The organism is Vibrio sp. Hal054, assembly GCF_037162405.1.
Classification (GTDB): Bacteria; Pseudomonadota; Gammaproteobacteria; order Enterobacterales; family Vibrionaceae; genus Vibrio; species Vibrio diazotrophicus.
Genome location: NZ_JARLUT010000002.1, coordinates 557,875 through 578,279, shown reverse-complemented (window position 1 = coordinate 578,279; position 20,405 = coordinate 557,875). Strand labels below are relative to the sequence as shown.

Genomic DNA, 20,405 nt, shown 5'->3' with positions numbered 1-20,405 from the left:
GCTTTTAACAAAGTGCCGGTGATCAGTTAATCGCAATTAATTCTACGTCAAAGATCAGGGTTGCTGACGGCGGAATAGGGCCAGTGCCACTTTTGCCATAACCAAGGTTTGCGGGAATGAAAAGACGCATTTTTTGCCCTTCAACCATTAACTGAACACCTTCTTGCCAGCCTTTAATCACTTGGTTTAAGCCAAATGTAATTGGTTCATTGCGTTGGTAAGAACTGTCGAAGACAGTGCCGTCTAGCAGTTTACCTTCGTAGTGAACCGTTACTTTGCTGTTTGCTTTTGGATGAACCGTACCTGTTCCTTCTTCAAGAACAAGATACTGCAAACCACTTTCAGTGGTGTGAACATCTGGCTTAGCGGCATTCTCTGTTAAGAATGCCTGACCAAGTGCAAGTTGCTCTTCACCGGCTTTATGGTTTGTCCAAGTGCGGTATACGAAAAATGCTGCAAGTACAAAAATAACAATAGGAAAAACGATTTTATACATGGTTATTGATCTTATGGTTGAGTGAGTAAGTAGCTAATAGTTTTTGCAATACCTTCCACATCTTTGTGGCCGCTGGTTAGGACTTGATATTTTCCTTTAACCACAAAAGTTGGAACGGCGTTGATTTGGCCTTCACGTGACGCTTTGTCTGCGGTTTTCATCATGCTCATCACCGATTTTTGCTGCTCTTGAGTTAAGTGATAAGGCGTAGTTAGGTTTCGGTCAGTAAACGCTTTTTCAATCGCAGCTTGGCGATCGGTCAGTGTTGCACCTTCACCCATCTGAACAGCAGCGAATAATTCATCCATCATTGCAGTATCTGGGATGCCATCTAACTGCATTACTGCTGTGTAGTAAATCATAGCGCCGATCTTTGCACCTTCATTGAAAGTTACGTGCAGCTTGCCAAAATGTTCGTTCGTCAACTGTTCAAGTTGAGGAATGATAGTTTCCATTTTTCGGCAATGACCGCAAGTGAGTGAGAATACTTCTGTCACAGGTGCTAAGCGATAGGTAGAAAGATTCGCTGGCAATAGTTGGTATTGTTCTCCTTCGATTGGTGTTGAATTGTCGCTACACCCAGAGAGTAAAAATACCAAGGAAAACAAACTTATAAAGCCAGTGAGCAATTTTTTCATATTAGATTCGCCTTTAAAAAACACTAGCTTAGATTCTAACGGCTTAATGATGTGACGCAAACCACGGATAAACAAATTGTTATCAATTTTCTATAAAGTTTTATAAATGGTGCCGATAAATGTATGTAGTTAGATTGAAGGGTGATGTATTCGATGAAATTTTTAGTTTTCCCACTGATGTTGATATTAGCTGGTTGTGGTTCTCTACAAACCGACCGTATGTTCAGCAACAATTTATTAGATGCGGCACCGAAAGGCGAAATGGATGTCCGTAATCCTGAGTGGGTAGCGCCATCACGCAGCGCAACTTCAGGAGTTCGGGGTCCATTGGGTCAAGTTCGCACTAGCAGTTACGAAGCTTTGCAACAATTTCTGCTACACAACGGCGTGGACTATGAAGTGCTGCCTGGCAACCATGTTATGGTTCGCCTAAAAGATTCAGTCCAATTTGAAACGGGTTCTTCTAAGGTTTCACAAGAGTCATACCATTGGCTATCAATGATGAGTGACTTTCTTTCAAGACAACAAGGTATTGATGTCGTGATCGATGGACACACGGATAGCACGGGTAAACCAACCTTTAATGATTCGTTATCTGTGAAACGTGCAGACACAGTGAAAACAACGCTGATTAAGAACAGAGTAGCTAAAGATGCTATCTATACACGTGGCTATGGTGAATACATCCCTGCGTGTACAAACCGCACAACAGAAGGGCGAGCGTGTAACCGCAGAGTAGAACTGTTATTCATCGTTTCAAATAATTAATTGTTCAATTATTCATATAGTCAATAACTCCTTCATCTACTCTAAATCCCAGCTTCGTCTGGGATTTTTGTTTAATATCCTCATCGTTTTAAAGGAAATTGATTGCACTCTCAGTTATCGAATAAAATGCGATAATAATTTTGAAACATTATTAACGTTTGTGTACATTCCCTCACAAAATATAACGTATAAGATATCGAGAAGTATGTCAGTTCATCAAGTTGCCTCAGATCTGGAGGTTCCAGTCGGAAAGACAGATCAACTAGTTTCTACCACAGATCTTAAAGGCGTTATTACCTACTGTAACGAAACCTTCTGTCGCATAGCCGGATTTAATGAAAGTGAGTTGTTAGGGCAGAACCACAATATCGTTCGTCACCCTGACATGCCTAAAGCGGCATTCGCCGATATGTGGAGTCACTTAAAAAAAGGTCATCCATGGCGCGGAATCGTTAAGAACCGTACTAAAACCAACGGTCATTACTGGGTTGATGCCTACGTCACCCCTATCTACGAAAATGGAAAGCTAGCGGGTTATCAGTCAGTCCGTGTTCAACCAAAACGTGAACGCGTTGAAACCGCAAGTAAAGCCTATAAAGCGTTGTGTAAAGCAGAGAAAGGCGGTAAGAGTTTCTCATTAACTTTGCCTGCTTCTGTTCGTTCTGCCATTTTAGCGGGCTCATTATCTGCACCATCATTAGCTTATTTGGCGTCTGCAAACAGTGCTGTTCAGTTAATTTCTGGTCTATTGCCTGTTGCTGCGTTAGCGTTGCTATTTAGAAATGAACTGATTGAAACACCTCGCCAAATTAACAAGCTGAAGAATAAATACGACAGTATCAGCCGTCTTATTTATTCAGGTAACAGTGAGTTTTCCTATGCGGATTATCATCTGCGTATGTACTCAGCGCGTATTCGTACCGTGTTGGGGCGCATGGTCGATTCCGCTAAGCCGCTTTATGCAACTTCTGAACAACTTAACCAAACTTGTGTTGAAGTTAACCAAGCGTTGGAACAGCAAAACATTGATATTCAGAGCGTAATGAGTGCAACCGATTCTGTAGAATCCGCCGCTGATGCGGTCTCCAGCAGCACCAATGAGGCCTATGCTTTGTTAGATCAAGCGCAGAATCAATGTTTGAAAACGAAGCAAACCATTCAACAGACGCACTCTGATCTGATGGCTTTAGCGGAGCAAGCTGAACGAGCAACAGGCACAACACATCAATTGAATGAGCAAGCCAATGCGGTCAGCCAGTTGATGGAAGAAATCGATGGTATTGCTGCTCAAACGAACTTACTGGCACTGAATGCGGCTATTGAAGCTGCAAGAGCAGGGGAACAGGGCAGAGGTTTTTCGGTTGTTGCTGATGAAGTTCGTGCTCTATCTGGAAGAACGCAAAAGGCGACTCACCAGATTCAAAACAGTTTATCTGCGATGTTAGACACCATTAAGTCTTGGCAGCATGAGATTCAAGAAAGCCAAATACAAACTCATGCGTGTGGTTTAGTTGCTGAGGAAACGGGTAATCGACTCTATGAAGTTGAACGAATGCTTTCAGACATGCAAACGTTAGTGGGCGATATGGCGAAATCTGCTGAAGCGCAGCGCGGTTTGACTCAAGAGGTGAACCACCATATTCACTCTATCGCATCAGCTGCTACTCAAAACGTTGCTGCTACGAGTATTGTCAGTGAGCACAGTCGAGAGATGAAACAACAAGTGGATAATTTCATTACTCTCGCGGCACGTTTCGAAGAGAAGTAAGAAACGTTCAGAAATAGAAACGGAGACTTAAAGTCTCCGTTTCTATTTCCGTTAATTAATTTTTATGTCCGTTAATTAAGATGTTTAGAAGTTTACATCCAAGCCCAGCCAATAACGGCGTCCATCTTCGACGTAGCCATATTCTTCATAGCTAATATCAGCATCTAACAAGTTGTAGATTGCACCTTTTAATCTTGTGTTGTCAGTGAGCTGATAGGTAATACCAGCATCAACAAAGGTGTAAGAAGGCGCTGTGTCTGTATCTCTGAAGCTTGAAGGATCAGACTCTTTGCCTCGGTAAGTCACTTTTGCCCAGCTGTTTAGCTGCTCGGTTGTTTGCCAGTCTAACTGAGTTGAGAATAAGTGCTTAGGTAGCTGAGTAAGAGGCGAACCTGCCATATCACCGGTAAGCTGTTTTGAGTATGTATATGTATAGCTAGCTGCCCATTTCCAGTTTTCACCGATTGGCGTATCTAGCGAAGCTTCAACACCACGAGTTACAGCTTCATCAACGTTGGTATATAGGCGAGGTGGACGACCACGCAAGCTTGTATCACCAGTACACACAGATGCCGAACATTCAATGCTGGTGATCTTATCTTTGAAATCATTGTTGAATAGACCAAGTGACGCCTGCAAACCAGAATCAGCATTGTAAATCAGGTTCAGTTCTTGGCTTACCATTGTTTCAGGACTTAGGTCAGAGTTACCGTATAAGTTGCCACTGCGGCTGACTTGAACCCAATCATCACTTGCTTGACGTAACTGAGGCGCTTTAAAACCGGTTGAGACACCACCTTTTAATGTCCACTCAGAAGCAATGTTCCATACACCATACAAACGAGGGCTTAGGTGAGAGCCGTAGTTTTCGTTAACATCAATACGGCCGCCAGCTGTGATAGTAAAGTTGTCCAAAGCTCGCCACTCATCTTCAACAAATATTGCGCCTTGGCTGTTGTTTAGCTCGGTAATAGTACCGCCAGTATTACTGGTTTCATCGTTAAGTTTCGAGTATTCACCTTGGATACCGACACTGACAGTGTTGATCTCAAAAGGCATCACTAAGGTTGATTTTGCAACGGTATTTTCCAGTGTCATTTGGCGAGATTTGTTGTTATTTCGCTCGTACTGAATGTAGCTATCTGACTGACCCAGTGTATTCCAGTGTCCTAAATGGCTGAGTGCGAATGACGTACGATCATATTGGTTCAGTTCATCATCTTCACCATCCGCAACTGTTAATCCTTCAGTTCCGCTGCGTTCTTGCTTGGTTGTTTCTACAGTGAATGACACTTCTTGTTGTTCACTGATCTGGTAATTAAGCTTTGAGCCTATCGAACGCAATGTTTTGTTTTGATAGCCGTTTTCGATGATGTCTTCGTCGCGTTGTATATTCTGACCATAAACTTGTAGAGAGAGTGAGTCGGTCAGAGGTCCTGTAACGAAGAAATTGGTGTTTTGTTCATCACCTGAGTCTCGGTTTTCTTGAAGGAGAGTACTGAGTTGGACATTACCGCTCCACTCCAAATTGGACTTCTTCGTAATGATGTTGATGACACCACCCATTGCATCTGAACCGTAAAGAGTAGACATAGGCCCGCGAATAATTTCGATACGTTCAATCGCTTCTAATGGTGGTAGCCAAGCCGCTTCAATACCTGGACCATCACTGTTTGGACGAGTCTCACGAGATGATAAGCGTCGTCCGTCAACCAGCATTAATGTGTATTGCGAGCCTAAGCCGCGAATACTGATATCCTTGCTGTCTCCTCCGCCTGTTACCACTACGCCTGGTACATTGGAAAGTGCATCAGTTACGTCTCGATAGTATTTCGACGACAACTCTTCCTGAGTGATGAGTGTGACACTGGCTGGGGCATCGGTTTGAACCTGTTCGTAGCCTGCGGCAGTCACGACCATGGTCTCTGTTGTATTGATACCAGCATCGGCTGCAAAGGCGAATGGGGCAGTAATAATGGCAGTTCCGCCAACGAAAAGCGCCTGACGTTTAAGTGTAGACATGTTTATCCTTATTTTGTGATAATAGTTATCATTAGTAAGTGGTAATTATTCACATTTGTATTGGTGGGGGATAGAGAGGTTTATGGAACGCTTTGTTTCGAATATGGAACTTTTACGAGGTATATAAATGCATGATCTGACATCAATGAGAGCGTTTGAGGCCTTGCAAGAGCATAAAAGTTTAACGGCTGCCGCTAAGGCACTGAATCAGCCGAAATCAACAGTCAGCAGACGTCTGGCACAATTGGAGGCTGATATTGGGCAAGCACTCACGGTGCGTGAGGGAAATCGCTTAACGCTGACCAAAGCAGGGCAAGTCTTTGCTCGTTACAGCAAGCAGATGTTAGAGATAGCAGATGAAAGTTATGACGCCATACAAGGTTTAAATAATAAGGTGTCAGGTGAGTTGACCATTGTTTGTCATCCCGCCCTGATGCGTGGTTGGCTTAACAACATATTGAATATGTTTCTTGGTGATAACCCTAAAGTACGTGTTCGACTAAAAAGCGAAATTGCTTCCAACAGCACTAAGCCAGACTTGGTTATTTGGTTGGGTGAGTCCCCCGATCTGGAATGGCGTAAACAGACTCTAGGTCAATGGCGATATGGTGTTTATGCCTCACCTGATTACTTAAAAAAGTTGAAGAAATCCAACACCCTCAAGATCTTAATGGGCACCCTTGGATCGACTTCGGTTCTGTGCGCAAAACGGGCGTAACGATTTCCACATCTGATCAAAGAACCTATTATTTGGAGCCGATGAAGAGTCGATTCGAAAGCGACAATTTGGTGCTGCAGATTGACTCTATTGCGAATGGACACGGAATAGGGCTATTACCTGACCCTATCGCTGTCGGCTATTCAAAACATCACCCAAATCGGATTGTCGAATGCTTGTCCGAATGGAAAACGGGAACAACGGATATTAACTATTATGTTCAAAAAGGGTTGGTTCCAAGACGCTTACTGGCACTACTGGATTTGATTGAAAACAATGTGCCCTCTGAGTGGATAACTCAATAGCAGCGTTGCATAGAAGATAAAAAAATCCCCGCACAATAGCGGGGATTTCTATTCCTTATCGTATTTGATTAAGCAAGCAGTTCGTTTGCTTTCTCAACTACGTTTTCAACAGTGAAACCGAACATCTTGAACAGTTGGTCTGCTGGTGCAGACTCACCGAATGTGGTCATACCGATTATTTTGCCGTTTAGACCAACATACTTGTACCAGTAATCCGCGATACCTGCTTCGATAGCGATACGTGCAGTTACGTCAGCAGGAAGTACAGCTTCACGGTAAGCCGCGTCTTGCTTGTCGAATGCATCTGTTGATGGCATTGAAACTACGCGTACTTGTTTGCCTTCAGCGGTTAGTTGCTCAGCTGCTTTAACAGCCAATTCAACTTCAGAGCCTGTTGCAATCAGGATTAGCTCAGGTTTGCCTGCACAATCTTTCAGGATATAACCACCTTTAGCGATGTCAGCCACTTGCTCTGCTGAGCGTGCTTGCTGTGCTAGGTTTTGACGAGAGAAGATAAGCGCAGTAGGCGCATCTTTACGCTCGATAGCCAGTTTCCAAGCCACTGCTGATTCTACTTGGTCACATGGACGCCATGTGCTCATGTTTGGAGTCAGACGTAGAGAAGCCGTTTGCTCAACCGGTTGGTGAGTTGGTCCATCTTCGCCAAGACCGATAGAGTCGTGCGTGTACACTTGGATGTTTTGCACTTTCATCAATGCCGCCATACGCAGTGCGTTACGTGCGTATTCCATGAACATCAGGAAGGTTGCGCCGTAAGGAACGAAACCACCGTGTAGCGCGATACCGTTCATAATAGCCGTCATACCGAATTCACGAACACCGTAGTGGATGTAGTTGCCTGATGCATCTTCTGGCGTGATTGACTTAGAGCCAGACCACATGGTGAGGTTAGAAGGTGCAAGGTCAGCCGAGCCGCCCATGAATTCAGGTAGCATTTTACCAAACGCTTCTAGTGCGTTTTGCGATGCTTTACGTGATGCAATGTTGGCTGGGTTAGCTTGAAGCTCAGCAATCACTGCGTTCGCTTTCTCTTCCCACTCAGCAGGAAGTTCGCCGTTCACACGACGTTTGAATTCTGCTGCTAGCTCTGGGTAGGCCGCTGCGTATGCTGCGAATTTTTGTTCCCATGCGGCTTCTTTTGCTGCGCCTGCTTCTTTTGCATCCCAGTTCGCGTAGATATCTGCTGGGATTTCAAATGGTGCGTGTTCCCAACCTAGGAATTCACGTGCTGCTTGGATTTCATCAGCGCCTAGTGGAGCACCGTGACAGTCGTGAGAGCCCGCTTTGTTAGGAGAACCAAAACCGATGATTGTTTTAGTACAAATTAGAGTAGGACGACCTGTTTCTGCTTTCGCCGCTTCAATTGCCGCATTGATTGCGTCAGCATCGTGACCATCAACGGCAGGAATAACGTGCCAGCCGTATGCTTCAAAACGTTTTGGTGTATCGTCAGCGAACCAACCTTCTACATGACCATCGATAGAAATACCGTTGTCATCCCAGAATGCAATCAGTTTGCCCAAACCTAGAGTACCAGCAAGAGAACATGCCTCGTGCGAGATACCTTCCATCATACAACCGTCGCCCATGAACGCGTACGTGTAGTGGTCAACAATCTCATGGCCTTCTTTGTTGAACTGAGCAGCAAGCGCTTTCTCTGCTAGCGCCATACCCACAGCGTTAGTGATACCTTGACCTAGAGGGCCAGTAGTCGTTTCAATACCCGGTGCGTAACCGTACTCAGGGTGACCCGGAGTTTTAGAGTGAAGCTGACGGAAGTTTTTAAGGTCGTCGATTGAAAGCTCGTAACCAGTCAGGTGAAGCAGTGAGTAAATCAGCATCGAGCCATGACCGTTAGAAAGGATGAAACGGTCGCGGTCAGCCCAGTTAGGGTTTTGTGGGTTGTGGTTTAGGTGCGAACGCCAAAGTACTTCAGCGATATCCGCCATACCCATTGGGGCACCTGGGTGGCCAGAGTTAGCTTTTTGAACACCGTCCATGCTCAGAGCACGGATAGCGTTAGCCAATTGTTTGCGATTCATAGTCGTCACTCAGTTAAGTTTGAATAATATTGAGAGCAGAATTTTAAACTCTGCTCAATTTGAAACAAGTATAAAAAGCGAAGCGAGTTTTCACTCGCTTCTTAAATTTGAATTAAAGCTTAGCTTCGATCATCGCTTCAAGTTTGCCTTGGTCGATAGCGAAGTTGCGGATACCTTCTGCAAGTTTCTCTACTGCCATTGGATCTTGGTTGTGGTCCCATAGGAATTCAGCGTGAGTCATCGCTGCTGGACGCTCTTTGCTGCCTTTAGAGTCAACAAGTTTCGCTACAACTTCACCTTCTGCGGCTTCTAGTTCAGCAAGAAGTGAAGGAGCAATTGTTAGACGGTCACAGCCAGCTAGTTCTAGGATCTCACCGATGTTACGGAAGCTTGCGCCCATAACGACAGTTTTGTAGCCGTGCTCTTTGTAGTAGTTGTAAATGGTAGAAACAGACAGTACACCTGGATCTTCTTGAGCAGCGAAATCACGACCTTCTTTTGCTTTGTACCAGTCCATGATACGGCCAACGAATGGAGAAATTAGGTAAACGCCAGCTTCAGCACACGCACGAGCTTGAGCAAATGAGAATAGAAGAGTTAGGTTACAGTTGATGCCTTCTTTTTCTAGAACTTCAGCCGCACGGATACCTTCCCAAGTAGAAGCCAGTTTAATCAGAATACGATCGTTAGAGATGCCAGCATCGTTGTACATTTTGATAAGTTGACGAGCTTTAGCAATGCTGCCTTCAGTGTCGTAAGAAAGACGAGCATCTACTTCTGTAGAGATACGACCTGGGATCGTTTTAAGGATTTCTTTACCGATGTTAACCGCAAGCATGTCACAAGTATCTTGAACTTGTTGAGCCTTGTCATTGCTTTGAGTTTTCGCGTATTCGATAGCTTGATCGATAAGTGGCGCGTACTCGGCAATTTGAGCAGCTTTAAGAATTAGAGAAGGGTTAGTTGTTGCGTCTTCTGGTTGGTATTTTTTGATTGCTTCAATTTCACCGGTGTCTGCTACAACGGTAGTCAGTTTACGAAGTTGCTCTAATTTATTGCTCATTTCGATCGTCCTATTTCTCGTTTCTCGTTGGGCTTTGCCTGCCGTTTAATATGCCAGTCACAGAGCAAGACAATGTCATTTAACAAGACAAAAGTGTCACTTAGTACGACAAAAATAGTGGCTTGGCATTGCAAACAGGTTAGAAAACATTGTAGCTACTTTAACGCTACATATAAGTTCAACAACACTGTTCAATTCACATAAACATAATGTTTTTCACAGCTCGAACATTTGCAATGAACATATGTTCAATCTATGAGTAAATGATGTGTCCATATTTATCTGATCTGCGGTGAATGTCAATTGTGATTTCTCATTTCTAGTGACCTAAATCAACATTAATTTACTTGTGTTCAAAGGGCGAATAAGACAAAACGATTGCGTAGGCCTTGTTATACGTTCTTAGTATGCTCAATCTCTCAAAAAATGAGTGAGAATATGTAATCTTGCTGAGCAAATGTTGCATGCTTGCATGGGTGTAACATATGCTAGGTCAATGAGCGGATGCTCAGTTTTAAATATAATGAGCACAATTTCACAGATAAGAGTCGATGATGAACAATCCAACCCCAGAAATTTCTCTAGAAAATACAGACTTATTGACTGAAGTTTCAGTTGCTTACTACCAAGATGGAGCAACTCAGGAAGAGATTTCTAAGAAGTTCGCACTCTCTCGTGCCAAAGTCGGCCGTTTGCTCAAACAAGCACGAGATGAAGGTATTGTTGAAATCACGGTGAAATACCATCCGGTATTCAGTGCAAAGATAGAGCAACGTTTAATTGAGCGCTTTGGCGTTAAGCGTGCGCTGATCGCGTTGGATCAACCTAACGAAGAGCAGCAGCGTCAGCAGGTTGCAGGATTAGTCTCCCACTATCTAACCAATACGCTAAAAAATGGCATGGTGGTTAGTGTTGGGCAAGGGCGTAACGTTTCTGCTGTTGCCCATCATGTGGGCGTTATTACACCTCGTGATTGTAAGTTTGTCTGTGGTATCGGCGGTATTCACCCTCGCGGCGGCATGTTTAATGCCGACCATATCTGTCGTCAGCTAGCAAAAAAATACGGTGGTTCTTCTGAAACCTTATATGCACCAGCATACGCTGAGAACCGAGATCAAAAATTAGCGTTTATGCAGAACGCAACGGTTAAACAAACACTCGATTTGGCAAGAAAAGCCGACATGGCTCTGATTGGTATCGGTGATATGAGTGAAAACAGTTATATGGTCGATCTTGGTTGGTTCACAGCAGAAGAAGTCGTTCAATCACGCCTGCAACAAGGCGTGGTAGGGGATTTTGCTGGTCACGACTTTTTCAATGTTCAGGGCGAGATTGCCAATACGGTAATGAATGATCGAGTGATTGGTTTGAGTATCGATGAGTTCCGTTTGGTTTCAGAAGTCGTAGCCATTGCAGCGGAAAACAGTAAGCCACTTGCACTATTAGGGGCTTTGCGTACTGGCGCGATTGATGTGATTGCGACCAGTGTCAGTAATGCGTTGACCGTTTTGAACTTAGACGAGCAGATGAGCAGTATCTCTCGCTCACAGAGATAAAATGAGTTTTAGAGCAGTTCTCAAGGAGGCCATGGCCTCCTTTTTTCATATCTGAACAAATCTTGTTGATTGAAATATAACTCCTCATCACTGCTTTTTGAGAGTGAGGTCAATATCACGACTGCTTTTTAAACAGGGGCATATTTGCATATCAAACTCTCATTTCGCCGTAAGCCGTATTGCTATTTCTCATTATCCATTTCATAACAATATGGAAACATTAAATATATACAACCCTAGAATCACATTTTGAAGGAGCACTTATGTATCAAAAACTAAGGACGGGTTTATTAGCTGTAGCAATGGCATTTTCTCTGCCTGCAATGGCAGAAAACTACACTATTGGTACGGGTAGTCAAAGTGGTACTTATTATCCTTTGGGCGGTATGCTGGCGAAGATTTGGAGCGAAAACTTACCAGACTTTAATATGCGCGCAGAAGTAACCGCGGCATCGGTTGAAAACACCATTAAGGTTTCTACTGACAAACAACTGGTAGGTATTGCACAGGGTAACGTGGTGCTTCAAGCGGCGAGCGGTGTTAAACCTTTCCCTAAAAAACTGGATGTATCTGTTCTCTTTGCTCTATATCCAAACGTGGTGCAATTTATCGTTCCGGCTAAATCTGATATCAACTCGATTGCGGATCTAAAAGGCAAACGTATTTCACTGGGTGCGCCGGGTTCAGGTACTCGCGTTAGTGCGGTAAATATCCTTAATACTTTGGGTATCACTGAAGATGACATCAAAGCTCAATCACTGAACTACACCGCGACAACCAGTGCGCTGGCGAATAATCAAATTGATGCGGGTGTGGTTGTAGGCAGTGTGGGAGTGGGGGCGATTACCGAACTCGCTCTGACTCGTGATATCCGCATCTTAAGTTTTAGCGAAGAGGAACTGGCAAAAATCACGCAAGATTATCCGTCATACATTCAAATTGATGTTCCTGCGGATTCTTACAACAAAGTGCCAGCCTTTAAAGCGCCAGCGGTATGGAACGTATTGGTTGTTAACAACAATATGAGTGAAGACATGGCGTACGACATGACAAAAGTGGCGTTTGAAAATATCGACAAAATTCGCCAAGTGATTGATGTAACTAAATTCACTACGATTGAGAATATGACTAAGCTGCAAGGTATCGCTCTTCACCCAGGTGCAGAGAAATATCGCAAAGAACAAATGAAATAAAACGTTGTAATGTTTGGTGGGAAGTCTTGACTGTGAACAGTTGGACTTCCTTCAAACCAAATGGACGATAAGTAATGTTACATGGAGTAAGTGATGAGTGAATTTCATCCTCGTAACCAAAAAATTACCAATGTCATTGTTACGATAGCCGCGATTGCGGCTATCGCTCTTTCTGTTTTTCAGATTTGGCAGGGCATTCTGGCCAATCTGTCAGCCCCTGTTTTTAGGCCGATACACGTCAGCTGGGTATTGGCACTTGTGTTCTTGGTCTACCCTCTGTTTAGTGACCGAAAGCCGTTTGCTATTTACTTGTTGGGACGAATTATCGACTTAGCGTGTGTGGCGCTTACGTGCTGGGCATCGACACAGATTGCTTTGTTTGATTATGACGACATCAGCTTTTTGCTGGACGGTTTGCAGTCGCTTGATCAGGCTGCGGGAATTGTTCTCATTCTGCTGTTACTCGAAGCAACGCGAAGAACGGTAGGTTTGGTGATGGTGCTCATCGCGGTGCTGTTTCTGGTGTATGCGATGTTTGGTGATGTACTTCCTGACAACGTTGCAAGCAAAGGTTTTAGTGTTGAAGAGATCATCCGTTTCCACATTTATTCCACAAATGGTGTTTACGGTGCGCCGTTAGCGATTGCTGCTGGTGTAGTGTTTATGTTTGTTCTGTTTGGGGCTTTTTTACAAGTAACAGGAGCGGGTCAGTTCTTTATCGATATGGCGTTTTCTGTTGCAGGTAAATATCGTGGTGGCCCAGCTAAGGCAAGTGTTATCGCATCAGCTGCACTTGGATCTATATCTGGGTCAGCGATTGCTAATACTGTGACAACGGGCGCTTTGACTATCCCCATGATGAAAAAACTGGGTTATAAGTCTGAACAAGCTGCAGGGATTGAAGCCGCCGCATCAACGGGCGGGCAGATTATGCCTCCAGTGATGGGGGCTGGCGCGTTCGTTATGGCTCAGTTTACTGGTATTCCTTACAGTGAGATCCTAATTGTTTCTATTGCCCCAGCCATTTTGTATTTTGCGTGTACGTTACTTTATGTGCATCTGATGGCGTGTAAGTTAGATCTTCAGGGGATGACTCAAACCGAAAAAATCGCCACAGTGTTGCGTAGTGGTTGGCATTATCTAGTACCACTTATTCTTATCACTGTTCTATTGATGATGAGCTATTCGCCAGTATTGGTGGGTGTAATTGGCTGTGCCTCAATTCTTGTAGCTGCGATGACGCGCAAACACAGCCGTATTAGTGTGAAGCTTTTCTTGGAAGGATTAAAAGAAGGTGCGCTTCTGGCTCTGCCTATTTCGGTTGCTTGTGCTACGGCTGGTATTGTTGTTGGTGTGGTTGGTCAAACCGGCATTGGTTTGCAATTTACCCAATTTCTGATCGCAATGTCTGGCGGCTATTTATGGTCCGCGTTAGCTCTTATCGCGCTTGCTGCCGTCATTTTGGGTATGGGGCTTCCAGTTACCGCCGCTTATATCGTGTTGTCGATCATGGCGGTTCCGGCATTAATGGACTTCGGTGTGACCCTTCTGGCTGCGCACATGATAGTGTTCTGGTTATCACAAACTTCTAACGTAACACCACCAATTGCACTTGCAGCATTTGCAGGCGCAGGGATAGCCAATGCGTCACCAATGCGCTCAGCCGTTCAGGCCTTTAAACTGGCGCAGGGATTTTTCTTAATTCCAGCCATGATGGCATTTTCAGGATTGATTTGGGTGGAAGGAGAGCATCTGCACTTCGCGATAGCTATCATCGCTACCATCAGTTTGTTTATCGCCTTCGCTGGCGGTATAGAAGGGCGTTTGTTTGTTTCTTTGCTGATGTGGCAACGTGCGGTCTTACTATGTATGGCGCTCGGGGTATTGTTCTTATCTGATCTCAATCGTTTAATAGCTCTTGCCGTTATTGTCGTGATTTGTCTGATGAACTATCGACAACAGAGCAGAGCACTTTCGCAAGCTTAGAGCACTTCTTTGTCAAGTAATAAGGCCGTCATATTGACGGCCTTATATTCAGTTAATCGTGCTTTTTGTTTCTGGCACTTTTCAAACCAAGCTTATTGTTGCAGCTTCGCTTTTGCTTCTTCTACTTTAGAAAAATCCAAACCTAGTTCTTCAACAGCTTCTTTGATTAGAGCTGGATTTTGCATTACCTGACCCATCAGCAGTTGTAATTGCTCCTGAGGTAAACCGAGTTGGCCGACAATCGCCATTGCAGCTAGAGGATTCTGCGTTAACGCTTGGAATAGCTCTTGGATTTTGTCGTTGCTTACATTGTTCTCTTTCAACAGTGCAATAATTGGGTTCATTTTTTTACCTTTTAAAACTAACCTGAACAGGTTTCTAAAATTAAAATCGGGCGCAGTCTATAACAATTTCTGCGAATGTTTAATCTTTGCTTTAAACGTTATCAGTGTCGTTTGCTGTTTCTATTGGCAGGTCCGTAGAGGCTCCCCATTCGGTCCATGAGCCATCATAAACAGAAAGATTTTCGTAACCACACACCAGCGCGGCTAACAGAACGATACAAGCGGTAACGCCTGAACCACAACTGAACACGTACTCATCAGCGTCTTTGGTTAGCGTTGATTTCAAAATCGCAGACAAATCGTTGGCTGTCTTGAGTTTATGCCCATCCATTAGTTCAGCAAAAGGTAGATTGCAGGAGTTGGGAATATGTCCACTGCGTAGACCAGCTCTTGGTTCGGCTACTTGGGAAAGAAAGCGAGCACGAGAGCGAGCATCGACAGTTAAGCTTGCTTCATCGTCAATTTTTGCTTTGACATAATTGGCATCAACGAAATAGTTCGCCTGTAAAGTACCGTTAAAGTCGCCTTTTTCTACGTCAGCGAGATACCCCTGAGTGACGTTGTAACCTTGTGCTTTCCATTCGGTTAAGCCGCCATTAAGGATGTAAACCTGCGAATGACCGAAGGCTTTGAACATCCACCACGCTCTAGGGGATGCGAAAGTGCCGCTGTTGTCGTAAATAACGATGATGGAATCATTATTGATTCCTAGCTCTTGAGCAAGATGGTTGAAACGCTCTTCACTTGGCATCATATGCGGAAGTGAAGTTTCAATGTCGCAAAACTCTTTGTCGTAATCGAATCGACGTGCATTAGGGATTTTATTTACCCAGTCTTTCTCTGATTCAGAGGGGATCTGAAACTCTAGGCTACTGTCTAGGATAACTAGGCGAGGATCGTCCAAACGCTCGACAAGCCATTCGGGTGAAACAAGTGGTGACATTCAACAAATCCTTAGTTGGGTTCACGTAAAACTTAGTCCATTAAGGTACTCAATTAAGGGCAAGAAATAAAACGGTAATAGATATCTTGCTGTTCGGTTAATACTTTCTCTACAGTGATCACATCACCAACTTGGCAATCCGTGGTTGGCGGAACGTTGATGAGCTGCTTTCCGGTATCCTTTGACTCAACGAGGAAATAACGCCTCTGACCGTCCAGTGATTGTGTAAGTGTATTATCGATAAGATGAACTTGGAGTTCGATTTGAGTACGCTTTGGCCGCAATGCAAGCATGGCGACCAGTAATAAGGTGAGCAGCAACAGCAGTATGGTCAGTTTCTTAGCTGAAGACATACACAGTCACTTTTAACTGCCACAAGTAGGGCAGTGAGGTTGCTTCATCAGTTTCATTTCACGCCAAGACATGGTCATAGCATCAAGCATCAGAATTTTGCCTTGGATTGGTTTACCTAAACCTGCAATGACCTTAATCGCTTCCATTGCCTGAACCGCACCGATAATGCCAACCACAGGCGCCATGACACCCGCTTCAACACAAGAAAGCGCATTACTTCCAAACAGCGCACTTAAGCATTGATAGCAAGGCTCTTGCTGATCTTGATAAGTAAACACGCTCACTTGGCCTTCCATGCGAATGGTAGCGCCGGAAACTAACGGTGTTTTGGTCTGGTAACAAAGGCGATTAAGCTGGTTACGCGTATCTACGTTGTCGCTGGCATCCAACACCAAATCATGGTCCTGAACTAGACTTAACAGGGCTTCATCATTAAGTCTTTTCGCTACGGTAACAATTTCAAGCTCTGGGTTAAGTTCTTTTAACGCTTGCGCTGCGGATTCCACTTTAAGCTTTCCGATATCCGCATCATGGTGAAGCACCTGACGCTGCAAGTTCGACAGCTCCACTTTATCGTCATCAATCAGCGTCAGTTTACCTATGCCAGCAGTTGCAAGATATTGGCTAGAGGCACATCCCAAGCCACCAGCGCCGAGGATCAGAATCGAAGACTGCTTCAGCGCTTCCTGTCCTTCAAAATCAAATGCTTTAAGGATGATCTGGCGGTTGTAACGCAGCATTTCTGCGTCGCTTAGGATTTCCATACTCGAGCCTAATATAACGTTGAGTTAAACAGTTGAATGTTGACGGTTTCACCCACTTCAACGCTGCCACGTTCACGCTCAAGTACCACAAAACAGTTGGCTAAGCTCATAGAGCGGAAGGCACCTGAACTCTGATTCCCCGTCGTTTCTACAACAAACTGACCATTTTCGATGGTGTAAATGCCGCGTTGGAAATCCGTTCTGCCCGGTCCTTTTTTGAATGCAGTACGAGTAATCGCCGGAATCGATTCTGGTGATTTCCATTGCGAATGACCACCTAGCTTAGCCAGCATAGGCTGAACCAGTACATACATAGTCAATACCGCAGAAACAGGGTTACCCGGAAGGCCACAGAACCAAGCATCACCTAGAGAGCCAAAGGCGAAAGGTTTACCCGGCTTGATTGCCAGTTTCCAAAAACCAATCTGACCCACTTCATCAAGAATGTCTTTAGTGAAATCCGCTTCACCAACGCTGACGCCACCGGAAGTTACCACCACATCGGCAAGGCATTGCGCTTTTTCAAATGTCTCTTTAAGCGTTTTAGGGCAGTCAGGAATAATGCCAAGATCAATAGCTTCACAACCGAAGTTAATGATCAGCGGTTTGATACCGTAACGGTTGCTGTCATAGATTTCGCCAGCTTTAAGCTCAGTGCCTAATGGTTTCAGCTCGTCACCAGTAGAGAAAAAGGCGACTTTCGGTTTTCTGAAGACAGTTACATGGCTAACACCTAAGGTCGCGATCATCGGAATATCGCGAGCGGTCAGACGAGCACCTTTGTTGAGAACGATATCACCTTGGCGAATGTCGTCGCCAACAGGGCGGATATTGTTGTTTGGTTTAACCTGAGTTTGGCAAAAAGTAACGCCGTCTTCGGTGACCGTCGCTTGTTCCTGCATGATCACCGCATCACAACCTTGAGGAATTTGCGCGCCAGTCATGATACGTACACAGGTCATTGATGGCCATTCGCCTTCAAAAGGTTGGCCAGCAAATGATTTACCCGCTACAGGCAGAGGTTGGTTTTGCGCTAATTCGCTGATTCTAACCGCGTACCCATCCATCGCAGAGTTATCGAATGGTGGTACGTTGATAGGTGAAAGAATGTCTTCTGCAAGTACATAGCCGATGGCGTCTGCGAGTGGAAGTTGAAGTGTCGATTGAATTGGTTTAATGCCAGCCAGCATTTTTTCTAAAGCTTCTTCAAGAGGCATTAAGCCCGGAGCGTCACAACAGCCCATTCGTTATTCCTGTAGTCTTTTTTGTTGGGAGATACTCTAACATAGTAGAGCTATTTGCATATGCCCTTTTTACTGACAGGGACATACCTTGCTTTCGCAGATAGGAGCAGTATTTCCACCTATAAAATAGGGGTGTAATTATGTAAGAATCCGAGTATCCTTGTCAGCCATCCGAAAGGGGTAAAGTAAGAGGAATGTGAATGTCATCAGGTCTTAGCGAATCAGCAAAGTTAGTAAAAGATGCGCTAGAGCGCCGTGGTTTGGAAACGCCAATGCAGCCAAATACGGTGAGTCGTGAAGAGAAGAAAGAAAAGATTGAGAGTCACATGCGTGAAATCCTCAATTTACTTGGTCTTGATCTGACCGATGATAGCCTAGAAGAAACGCCGCATCGTATTGCAAAAATGTATGTGGATGAGATTTTTTCAGGGCTGGACTATAGCAACTTCCCTAAAATCACTGTGATTGAAAACAAGATGAATGTGAGTGAAATGGTGAAGGTGAAAGACATCACAGTAACCAGCACTTGTGAACATCACTTAGTGACGATTGATGGTAAAGCGGCTGTCGCTTATATTCCTCGTGGCAAAATTATTGGTCTGTCTAAGATCAACCGCATTGTCCGCTTTTTTGCTCAGCGTCCTCAGGTTCAAGAGCGTATGACACAGCAAATTCTGGTTGCTCTGCAAGCTCTACTAGAGTCAGACGATGTGGCAGTAACTATCGATGCTACGCATTACTGCGTGAAATCTCGTGGTGTGATGGACGCAACCAGCGTAACCACAACCACAGCGCTCGGTGGTATTTTCAAATCCAACCCTGCAACTCGCGCTGAATTTCTTCACGGTTTACGTTAACGCGAACAATAAAAAGCCCAGTCAGAGCTAGACTGGGCAAATTATATAGCCGGATGCTATCTAGTCAGTCGAACTATTTCTTAAAAAGAGAAAGCCATTCCCCATAACCTTCTTGCTCCATCTTATCGACTGGTACAAAACGCATCGCGGCTGAGTTCATACAGTATCTTAAACCCGTCGGCGCTGGGCCATCATCAAACACATGGCCTAGGTGAGAGTCTGCAAAGCGGCTGCGAACTTCGGTTCTGGTGTAAAACAGCTTGTTGTCATCGTGAGTCACAATGTATGCCGAACTGATTGGCTTGGTGAAACTTGGCCAGCCTGTCCCTGATTTGTATTTATCGGTGGAAGAAAACAGCGGCTCTCCAGAAACGATATCCACATAGATCCCTGCTTGCTTGTTATCCCAGTATTCATTTTGGAAAGCACGTTCGGTGCCTTCCTCTTGAGTAACGTAATACTGTAGATCGGTCAGTTTTGATTTGATCTTTTCATCAGACGGGCGAGTGTATGCTCTGACACTGTTAAGAGCTTTTGTTTTGTCGATGATTTCTCGTAACGTTACCGGCTTTTCGACTCTCTCTTTACCGAAAATCTCGTCTAGGTACTGGTCACGTCCCGAAGCGTAACGATAGTACTTATAACGTAGCGAGTTATTTTTGTAATAGTCTTGATGGTATTCTTCCGCACGCCAAAACTTGGTGTATTTAATCAGCTCAGTTTTTAATGGCTTTTTGAAAATGCCTGTTTGTTCGATTTCTTTCATGAAATTAGCAGCAATCTGCTTTTGCTCATCATTGTGATAGAAAATCGCAGGGCGGTATTGGTTCCCTCGGTCGACAAAAGATCCTTGGTCATCGGTTGGGTCGATATGTCGAAAAAATTGGTCCAGTACCTGTTCGTAAGTCACTTTTTTGGGATCGTAAGTCACCTTAACCACTTCAATGTGTCCGGTTTTACCTGAGGAAACTTGTTTGTAATTTGGGTTGTCAACATTTCCGCCAGCGTAACCAGAGACCACGTCAACGACTCCCGGAAGTTTTTCCAAATCCGATTCTGTACACCAGAAGCAACCACCCGCCAATGTAGCAACTTCCGTTTGGCCAGATTTCATTGGATCTGCGTGAGTCGATGTCATTTCGCTGGTGGCATGACTGAACGAAAAAATTGATAAAGGTATTGCTGCGAAGAGTAGTAATAGTGCTGTTGAGCGTTTCATGACTTTTCTTACCCATTTTTATTATCGATATAAGAAAAGAACGGCACACGAAGTGAAAAATTTCAAACTGTTTACGAAAGAAATAAATCTATCGATAAAGAAAA

At 44.4% G+C, this 20,405-nt stretch carries 17 protein-coding genes and 1 pseudogene; 7 read left to right on the top strand and 11 right to left on the bottom strand.

Going from position 1 to position 20,405, the window contains the following annotated elements:
• Nucleotides 1-22 precede the first annotated feature (22 nt).
• The gene (locus P4S58_RS18675; protein WP_042483099.1) at nucleotides 23-496 is read right to left on the bottom strand and encodes an FKBP-type peptidyl-prolyl cis-trans isomerase; all 474 of its coding nucleotides are present in this window, start codon (nucleotides 494-496) and stop codon (nucleotides 23-25) included.
• 11 nt (nucleotides 497-507) lie between these two features.
• On the bottom strand, nucleotides 508-1,134 hold the full coding sequence (locus tag P4S58_RS18670; protein ID WP_102962575.1) for a thiol:disulfide interchange protein DsbA/DsbL: 627 nt from the start codon (nucleotides 1,132-1,134) through the stop codon (nucleotides 508-510).
• A 153-nt stretch (nucleotides 1,135-1,287) separates the two neighbouring features.
• On the opposite strand from P4S58_RS18670, the gene P4S58_RS18665 reads away from it, so the two are divergent.
• Nucleotides 1,288-1,902, top strand: a complete 615-nt coding sequence (locus P4S58_RS18665) for an OmpA family protein (protein WP_042483106.1) — start codon at nucleotides 1,288-1,290, stop codon at nucleotides 1,900-1,902.
• 205 nt (nucleotides 1,903-2,107) lie between these two features.
• Nucleotides 2,108-3,670, top strand: coding sequence for a methyl-accepting chemotaxis protein (locus tag P4S58_RS18660; RefSeq protein WP_337165147.1), 1,563 nt, complete (start codon nucleotides 2,108-2,110; stop codon nucleotides 3,668-3,670).
• Nucleotides 3,671-3,754: 84 nt separating this feature from the next.
• Here P4S58_RS18660 and P4S58_RS18655 read toward each other — a convergent pair whose 3' ends face one another.
• A complete protein-coding gene (locus P4S58_RS18655; RefSeq protein ID WP_337165146.1) occupies nucleotides 3,755-5,692 on the bottom strand; it encodes a TonB-dependent receptor domain-containing protein in 1,938 nt (645 codons plus the stop codon).
• A gap of 127 nt (nucleotides 5,693-5,819) precedes the next feature.
• Between P4S58_RS18655 and P4S58_RS18650 the strand changes: the two are divergent.
• Nucleotides 5,820-6,715 (top strand): annotated as a pseudogene (locus tag P4S58_RS18650) (LysR family transcriptional regulator).
• A 68-nt stretch (nucleotides 6,716-6,783) separates the two neighbouring features.
• Here P4S58_RS18650 and tkt read toward each other — a convergent pair.
• Both tkt and tal read right to left on the bottom strand, forming a co-directional pair.
• A complete protein-coding gene (tkt, locus tag P4S58_RS18640; protein ID WP_337165143.1) occupies nucleotides 6,784-8,778 on the bottom strand; it encodes a transketolase in 1,995 nt (664 codons plus the stop codon).
• 112 nt (nucleotides 8,779-8,890) lie between these two features.
• Nucleotides 8,891-9,841, bottom strand: coding sequence for a transaldolase (tal, locus tag P4S58_RS18635; RefSeq protein WP_102955441.1), 951 nt, complete (start codon nucleotides 9,839-9,841; stop codon nucleotides 8,891-8,893).
• 554 nt (nucleotides 9,842-10,395) lie between these two features.
• On the opposite strand from tal, the gene P4S58_RS18630 reads away from it, so the two are divergent.
• The 3 genes from P4S58_RS18630 to P4S58_RS18620 all read left to right on the top strand — a co-directional run bounded on the left by P4S58_RS18630 (nucleotide 10,396) and on the right by P4S58_RS18620 (nucleotide 14,576).
• A complete protein-coding gene (locus tag P4S58_RS18630) occupies nucleotides 10,396-11,397 on the top strand; it encodes a sugar-binding transcriptional regulator (RefSeq protein WP_042483134.1) in 1,002 nt (333 codons plus the stop codon).
• A 263-nt stretch (nucleotides 11,398-11,660) separates the two neighbouring features.
• Nucleotides 11,661-12,590 carry a TAXI family TRAP transporter solute-binding subunit gene (locus P4S58_RS18625; RefSeq protein WP_102986222.1) on the top strand — a complete coding sequence of 310 codons (930 nt, stop codon included), beginning with the start codon at nucleotides 11,661-11,663 and terminating at the stop codon, nucleotides 12,588-12,590.
• A gap of 93 nt (nucleotides 12,591-12,683) precedes the next feature.
• Nucleotides 12,684-14,576: a TRAP transporter permease gene (locus P4S58_RS18620; RefSeq protein WP_337165139.1), complete on the top strand. Its 1,893-nt coding sequence runs from the start codon at nucleotides 12,684-12,686 to the stop codon at nucleotides 14,574-14,576.
• A 92-nt stretch (nucleotides 14,577-14,668) separates the two neighbouring features.
• Here the strand turns inward: P4S58_RS18620 and P4S58_RS18615 are convergent, their stop codons facing one another.
• The 5 genes from P4S58_RS18615 to moeA all read right to left on the bottom strand — a co-directional run bounded on the left by P4S58_RS18615 (nucleotide 14,669) and on the right by moeA (nucleotide 18,225).
• Nucleotides 14,669-14,920, bottom strand: coding sequence for a DUF2999 family protein (locus P4S58_RS18615; protein WP_042483144.1), 252 nt, complete (start codon nucleotides 14,918-14,920; stop codon nucleotides 14,669-14,671).
• A 91-nt stretch (nucleotides 14,921-15,011) separates the two neighbouring features.
• Entirely contained in the window at nucleotides 15,012-15,863 is an 852-nt protein-coding gene (locus P4S58_RS18610) for a sulfurtransferase (RefSeq protein WP_337165138.1), read from the bottom strand.
• Between the two features lie 53 nt (nucleotides 15,864-15,916).
• Complete coding sequence (locus tag P4S58_RS18605; RefSeq protein WP_337165137.1) at nucleotides 15,917-16,216, bottom strand: hypothetical protein; 300 nt, start codon at nucleotides 16,214-16,216, stop codon at nucleotides 15,917-15,919.
• A 12-nt stretch (nucleotides 16,217-16,228) separates the two neighbouring features.
• Complete coding sequence (gene moeB / locus P4S58_RS18600) at nucleotides 16,229-16,981, bottom strand: molybdopterin-synthase adenylyltransferase MoeB (RefSeq protein ID WP_337165136.1); 753 nt, start codon at nucleotides 16,979-16,981, stop codon at nucleotides 16,229-16,231.
• Between the two features lie 8 nt (nucleotides 16,982-16,989).
• Complete coding sequence (gene moeA, locus P4S58_RS18595) at nucleotides 16,990-18,225, bottom strand: molybdopterin molybdotransferase MoeA (RefSeq protein ID WP_337165135.1); 1,236 nt, start codon at nucleotides 18,223-18,225, stop codon at nucleotides 16,990-16,992.
• Nucleotides 18,226-18,425: 200 nt separating this feature from the next.
• On the opposite strand from moeA, the gene folE reads away from it, so the two are divergent.
• Nucleotides 18,426-19,082 (top strand): GTP cyclohydrolase I FolE, encoded by a 657-nt coding sequence (gene folE, locus P4S58_RS18590; RefSeq protein WP_102955449.1) that lies wholly within the window; start codon nucleotides 18,426-18,428, stop codon nucleotides 19,080-19,082.
• A gap of 73 nt (nucleotides 19,083-19,155) precedes the next feature.
• Here the strand turns inward: folE and msrB are convergent, their stop codons facing one another.
• Nucleotides 19,156-20,301, bottom strand: coding sequence for a peptide-methionine (R)-S-oxide reductase MsrB (gene msrB, locus P4S58_RS18585; protein WP_337165133.1), 1,146 nt, complete (start codon nucleotides 20,299-20,301; stop codon nucleotides 19,156-19,158).
• Between the last annotated feature and the right edge of the window lie 104 nt (nucleotides 20,302-20,405).

What these genes read in the sequence shown, in the direction of transcription:
- P4S58_RS18675 (WP_042483099.1), bottom strand. Translation starts at nt 496, where the DNA reads ATGTATAAAATCGTTTTTCCTATTGTTATTTTTGTACTTGCAGCATTT.
- P4S58_RS18670 (WP_102962575.1), bottom strand. Translation starts at nt 1,134, where the DNA reads ATGAAAAAATTGCTCACTGGCTTTATAAGTTTGTTTTCCTTGGTATTT.
- P4S58_RS18665 (WP_042483106.1), top strand. Translation starts at nt 1,288, where the DNA reads ATGAAATTTTTAGTTTTCCCACTGATGTTGATATTAGCTGGTTGTGGT.
- P4S58_RS18660 (WP_337165147.1), top strand. Translation starts at nt 2,108, where the DNA reads ATGTCAGTTCATCAAGTTGCCTCAGATCTGGAGGTTCCAGTCGGAAAG.
- P4S58_RS18655 (WP_337165146.1), bottom strand. Translation starts at nt 5,692, where the DNA reads ATGTCTACACTTAAACGTCAGGCGCTTTTCGTTGGCGGAACTGCCATT.
- tkt (WP_337165143.1), bottom strand. Translation starts at nt 8,778, where the DNA reads ATGAATCGCAAACAATTGGCTAACGCTATCCGTGCTCTGAGCATGGAC.
- tal (WP_102955441.1), bottom strand. Translation starts at nt 9,841, where the DNA reads ATGAGCAATAAATTAGAGCAACTTCGTAAACTGACTACCGTTGTAGCA.
- P4S58_RS18630 (WP_042483134.1), top strand. Translation starts at nt 10,396, where the DNA reads ATGAACAATCCAACCCCAGAAATTTCTCTAGAAAATACAGACTTATTG.
- P4S58_RS18625 (WP_102986222.1), top strand. Translation starts at nt 11,661, where the DNA reads ATGTATCAAAAACTAAGGACGGGTTTATTAGCTGTAGCAATGGCATTT.
- P4S58_RS18620 (WP_337165139.1), top strand. Translation starts at nt 12,684, where the DNA reads ATGAGTGAATTTCATCCTCGTAACCAAAAAATTACCAATGTCATTGTT.
- P4S58_RS18615 (WP_042483144.1), bottom strand. Translation starts at nt 14,920, where the DNA reads ATGAACCCAATTATTGCACTGTTGAAAGAGAACAATGTAAGCAACGAC.
- P4S58_RS18610 (WP_337165138.1), bottom strand. Translation starts at nt 15,863, where the DNA reads ATGTCACCACTTGTTTCACCCGAATGGCTTGTCGAGCGTTTGGACGAT.
- P4S58_RS18605 (WP_337165137.1), bottom strand. Translation starts at nt 16,216, where the DNA reads ATGTCTTCAGCTAAGAAACTGACCATACTGCTGTTGCTGCTCACCTTA.
- moeB (WP_337165136.1), bottom strand. Translation starts at nt 16,981, where the DNA reads ATGGAAATCCTAAGCGACGCAGAAATGCTGCGTTACAACCGCCAGATC.
- moeA (WP_337165135.1), bottom strand. Translation starts at nt 18,225, where the DNA reads ATGGGCTGTTGTGACGCTCCGGGCTTAATGCCTCTTGAAGAAGCTTTA.
- folE (WP_102955449.1), top strand. Translation starts at nt 18,426, where the DNA reads ATGTCATCAGGTCTTAGCGAATCAGCAAAGTTAGTAAAAGATGCGCTA.
- msrB (WP_337165133.1), bottom strand. Translation starts at nt 20,301, where the DNA reads ATGAAACGCTCAACAGCACTATTACTACTCTTCGCAGCAATACCTTTA.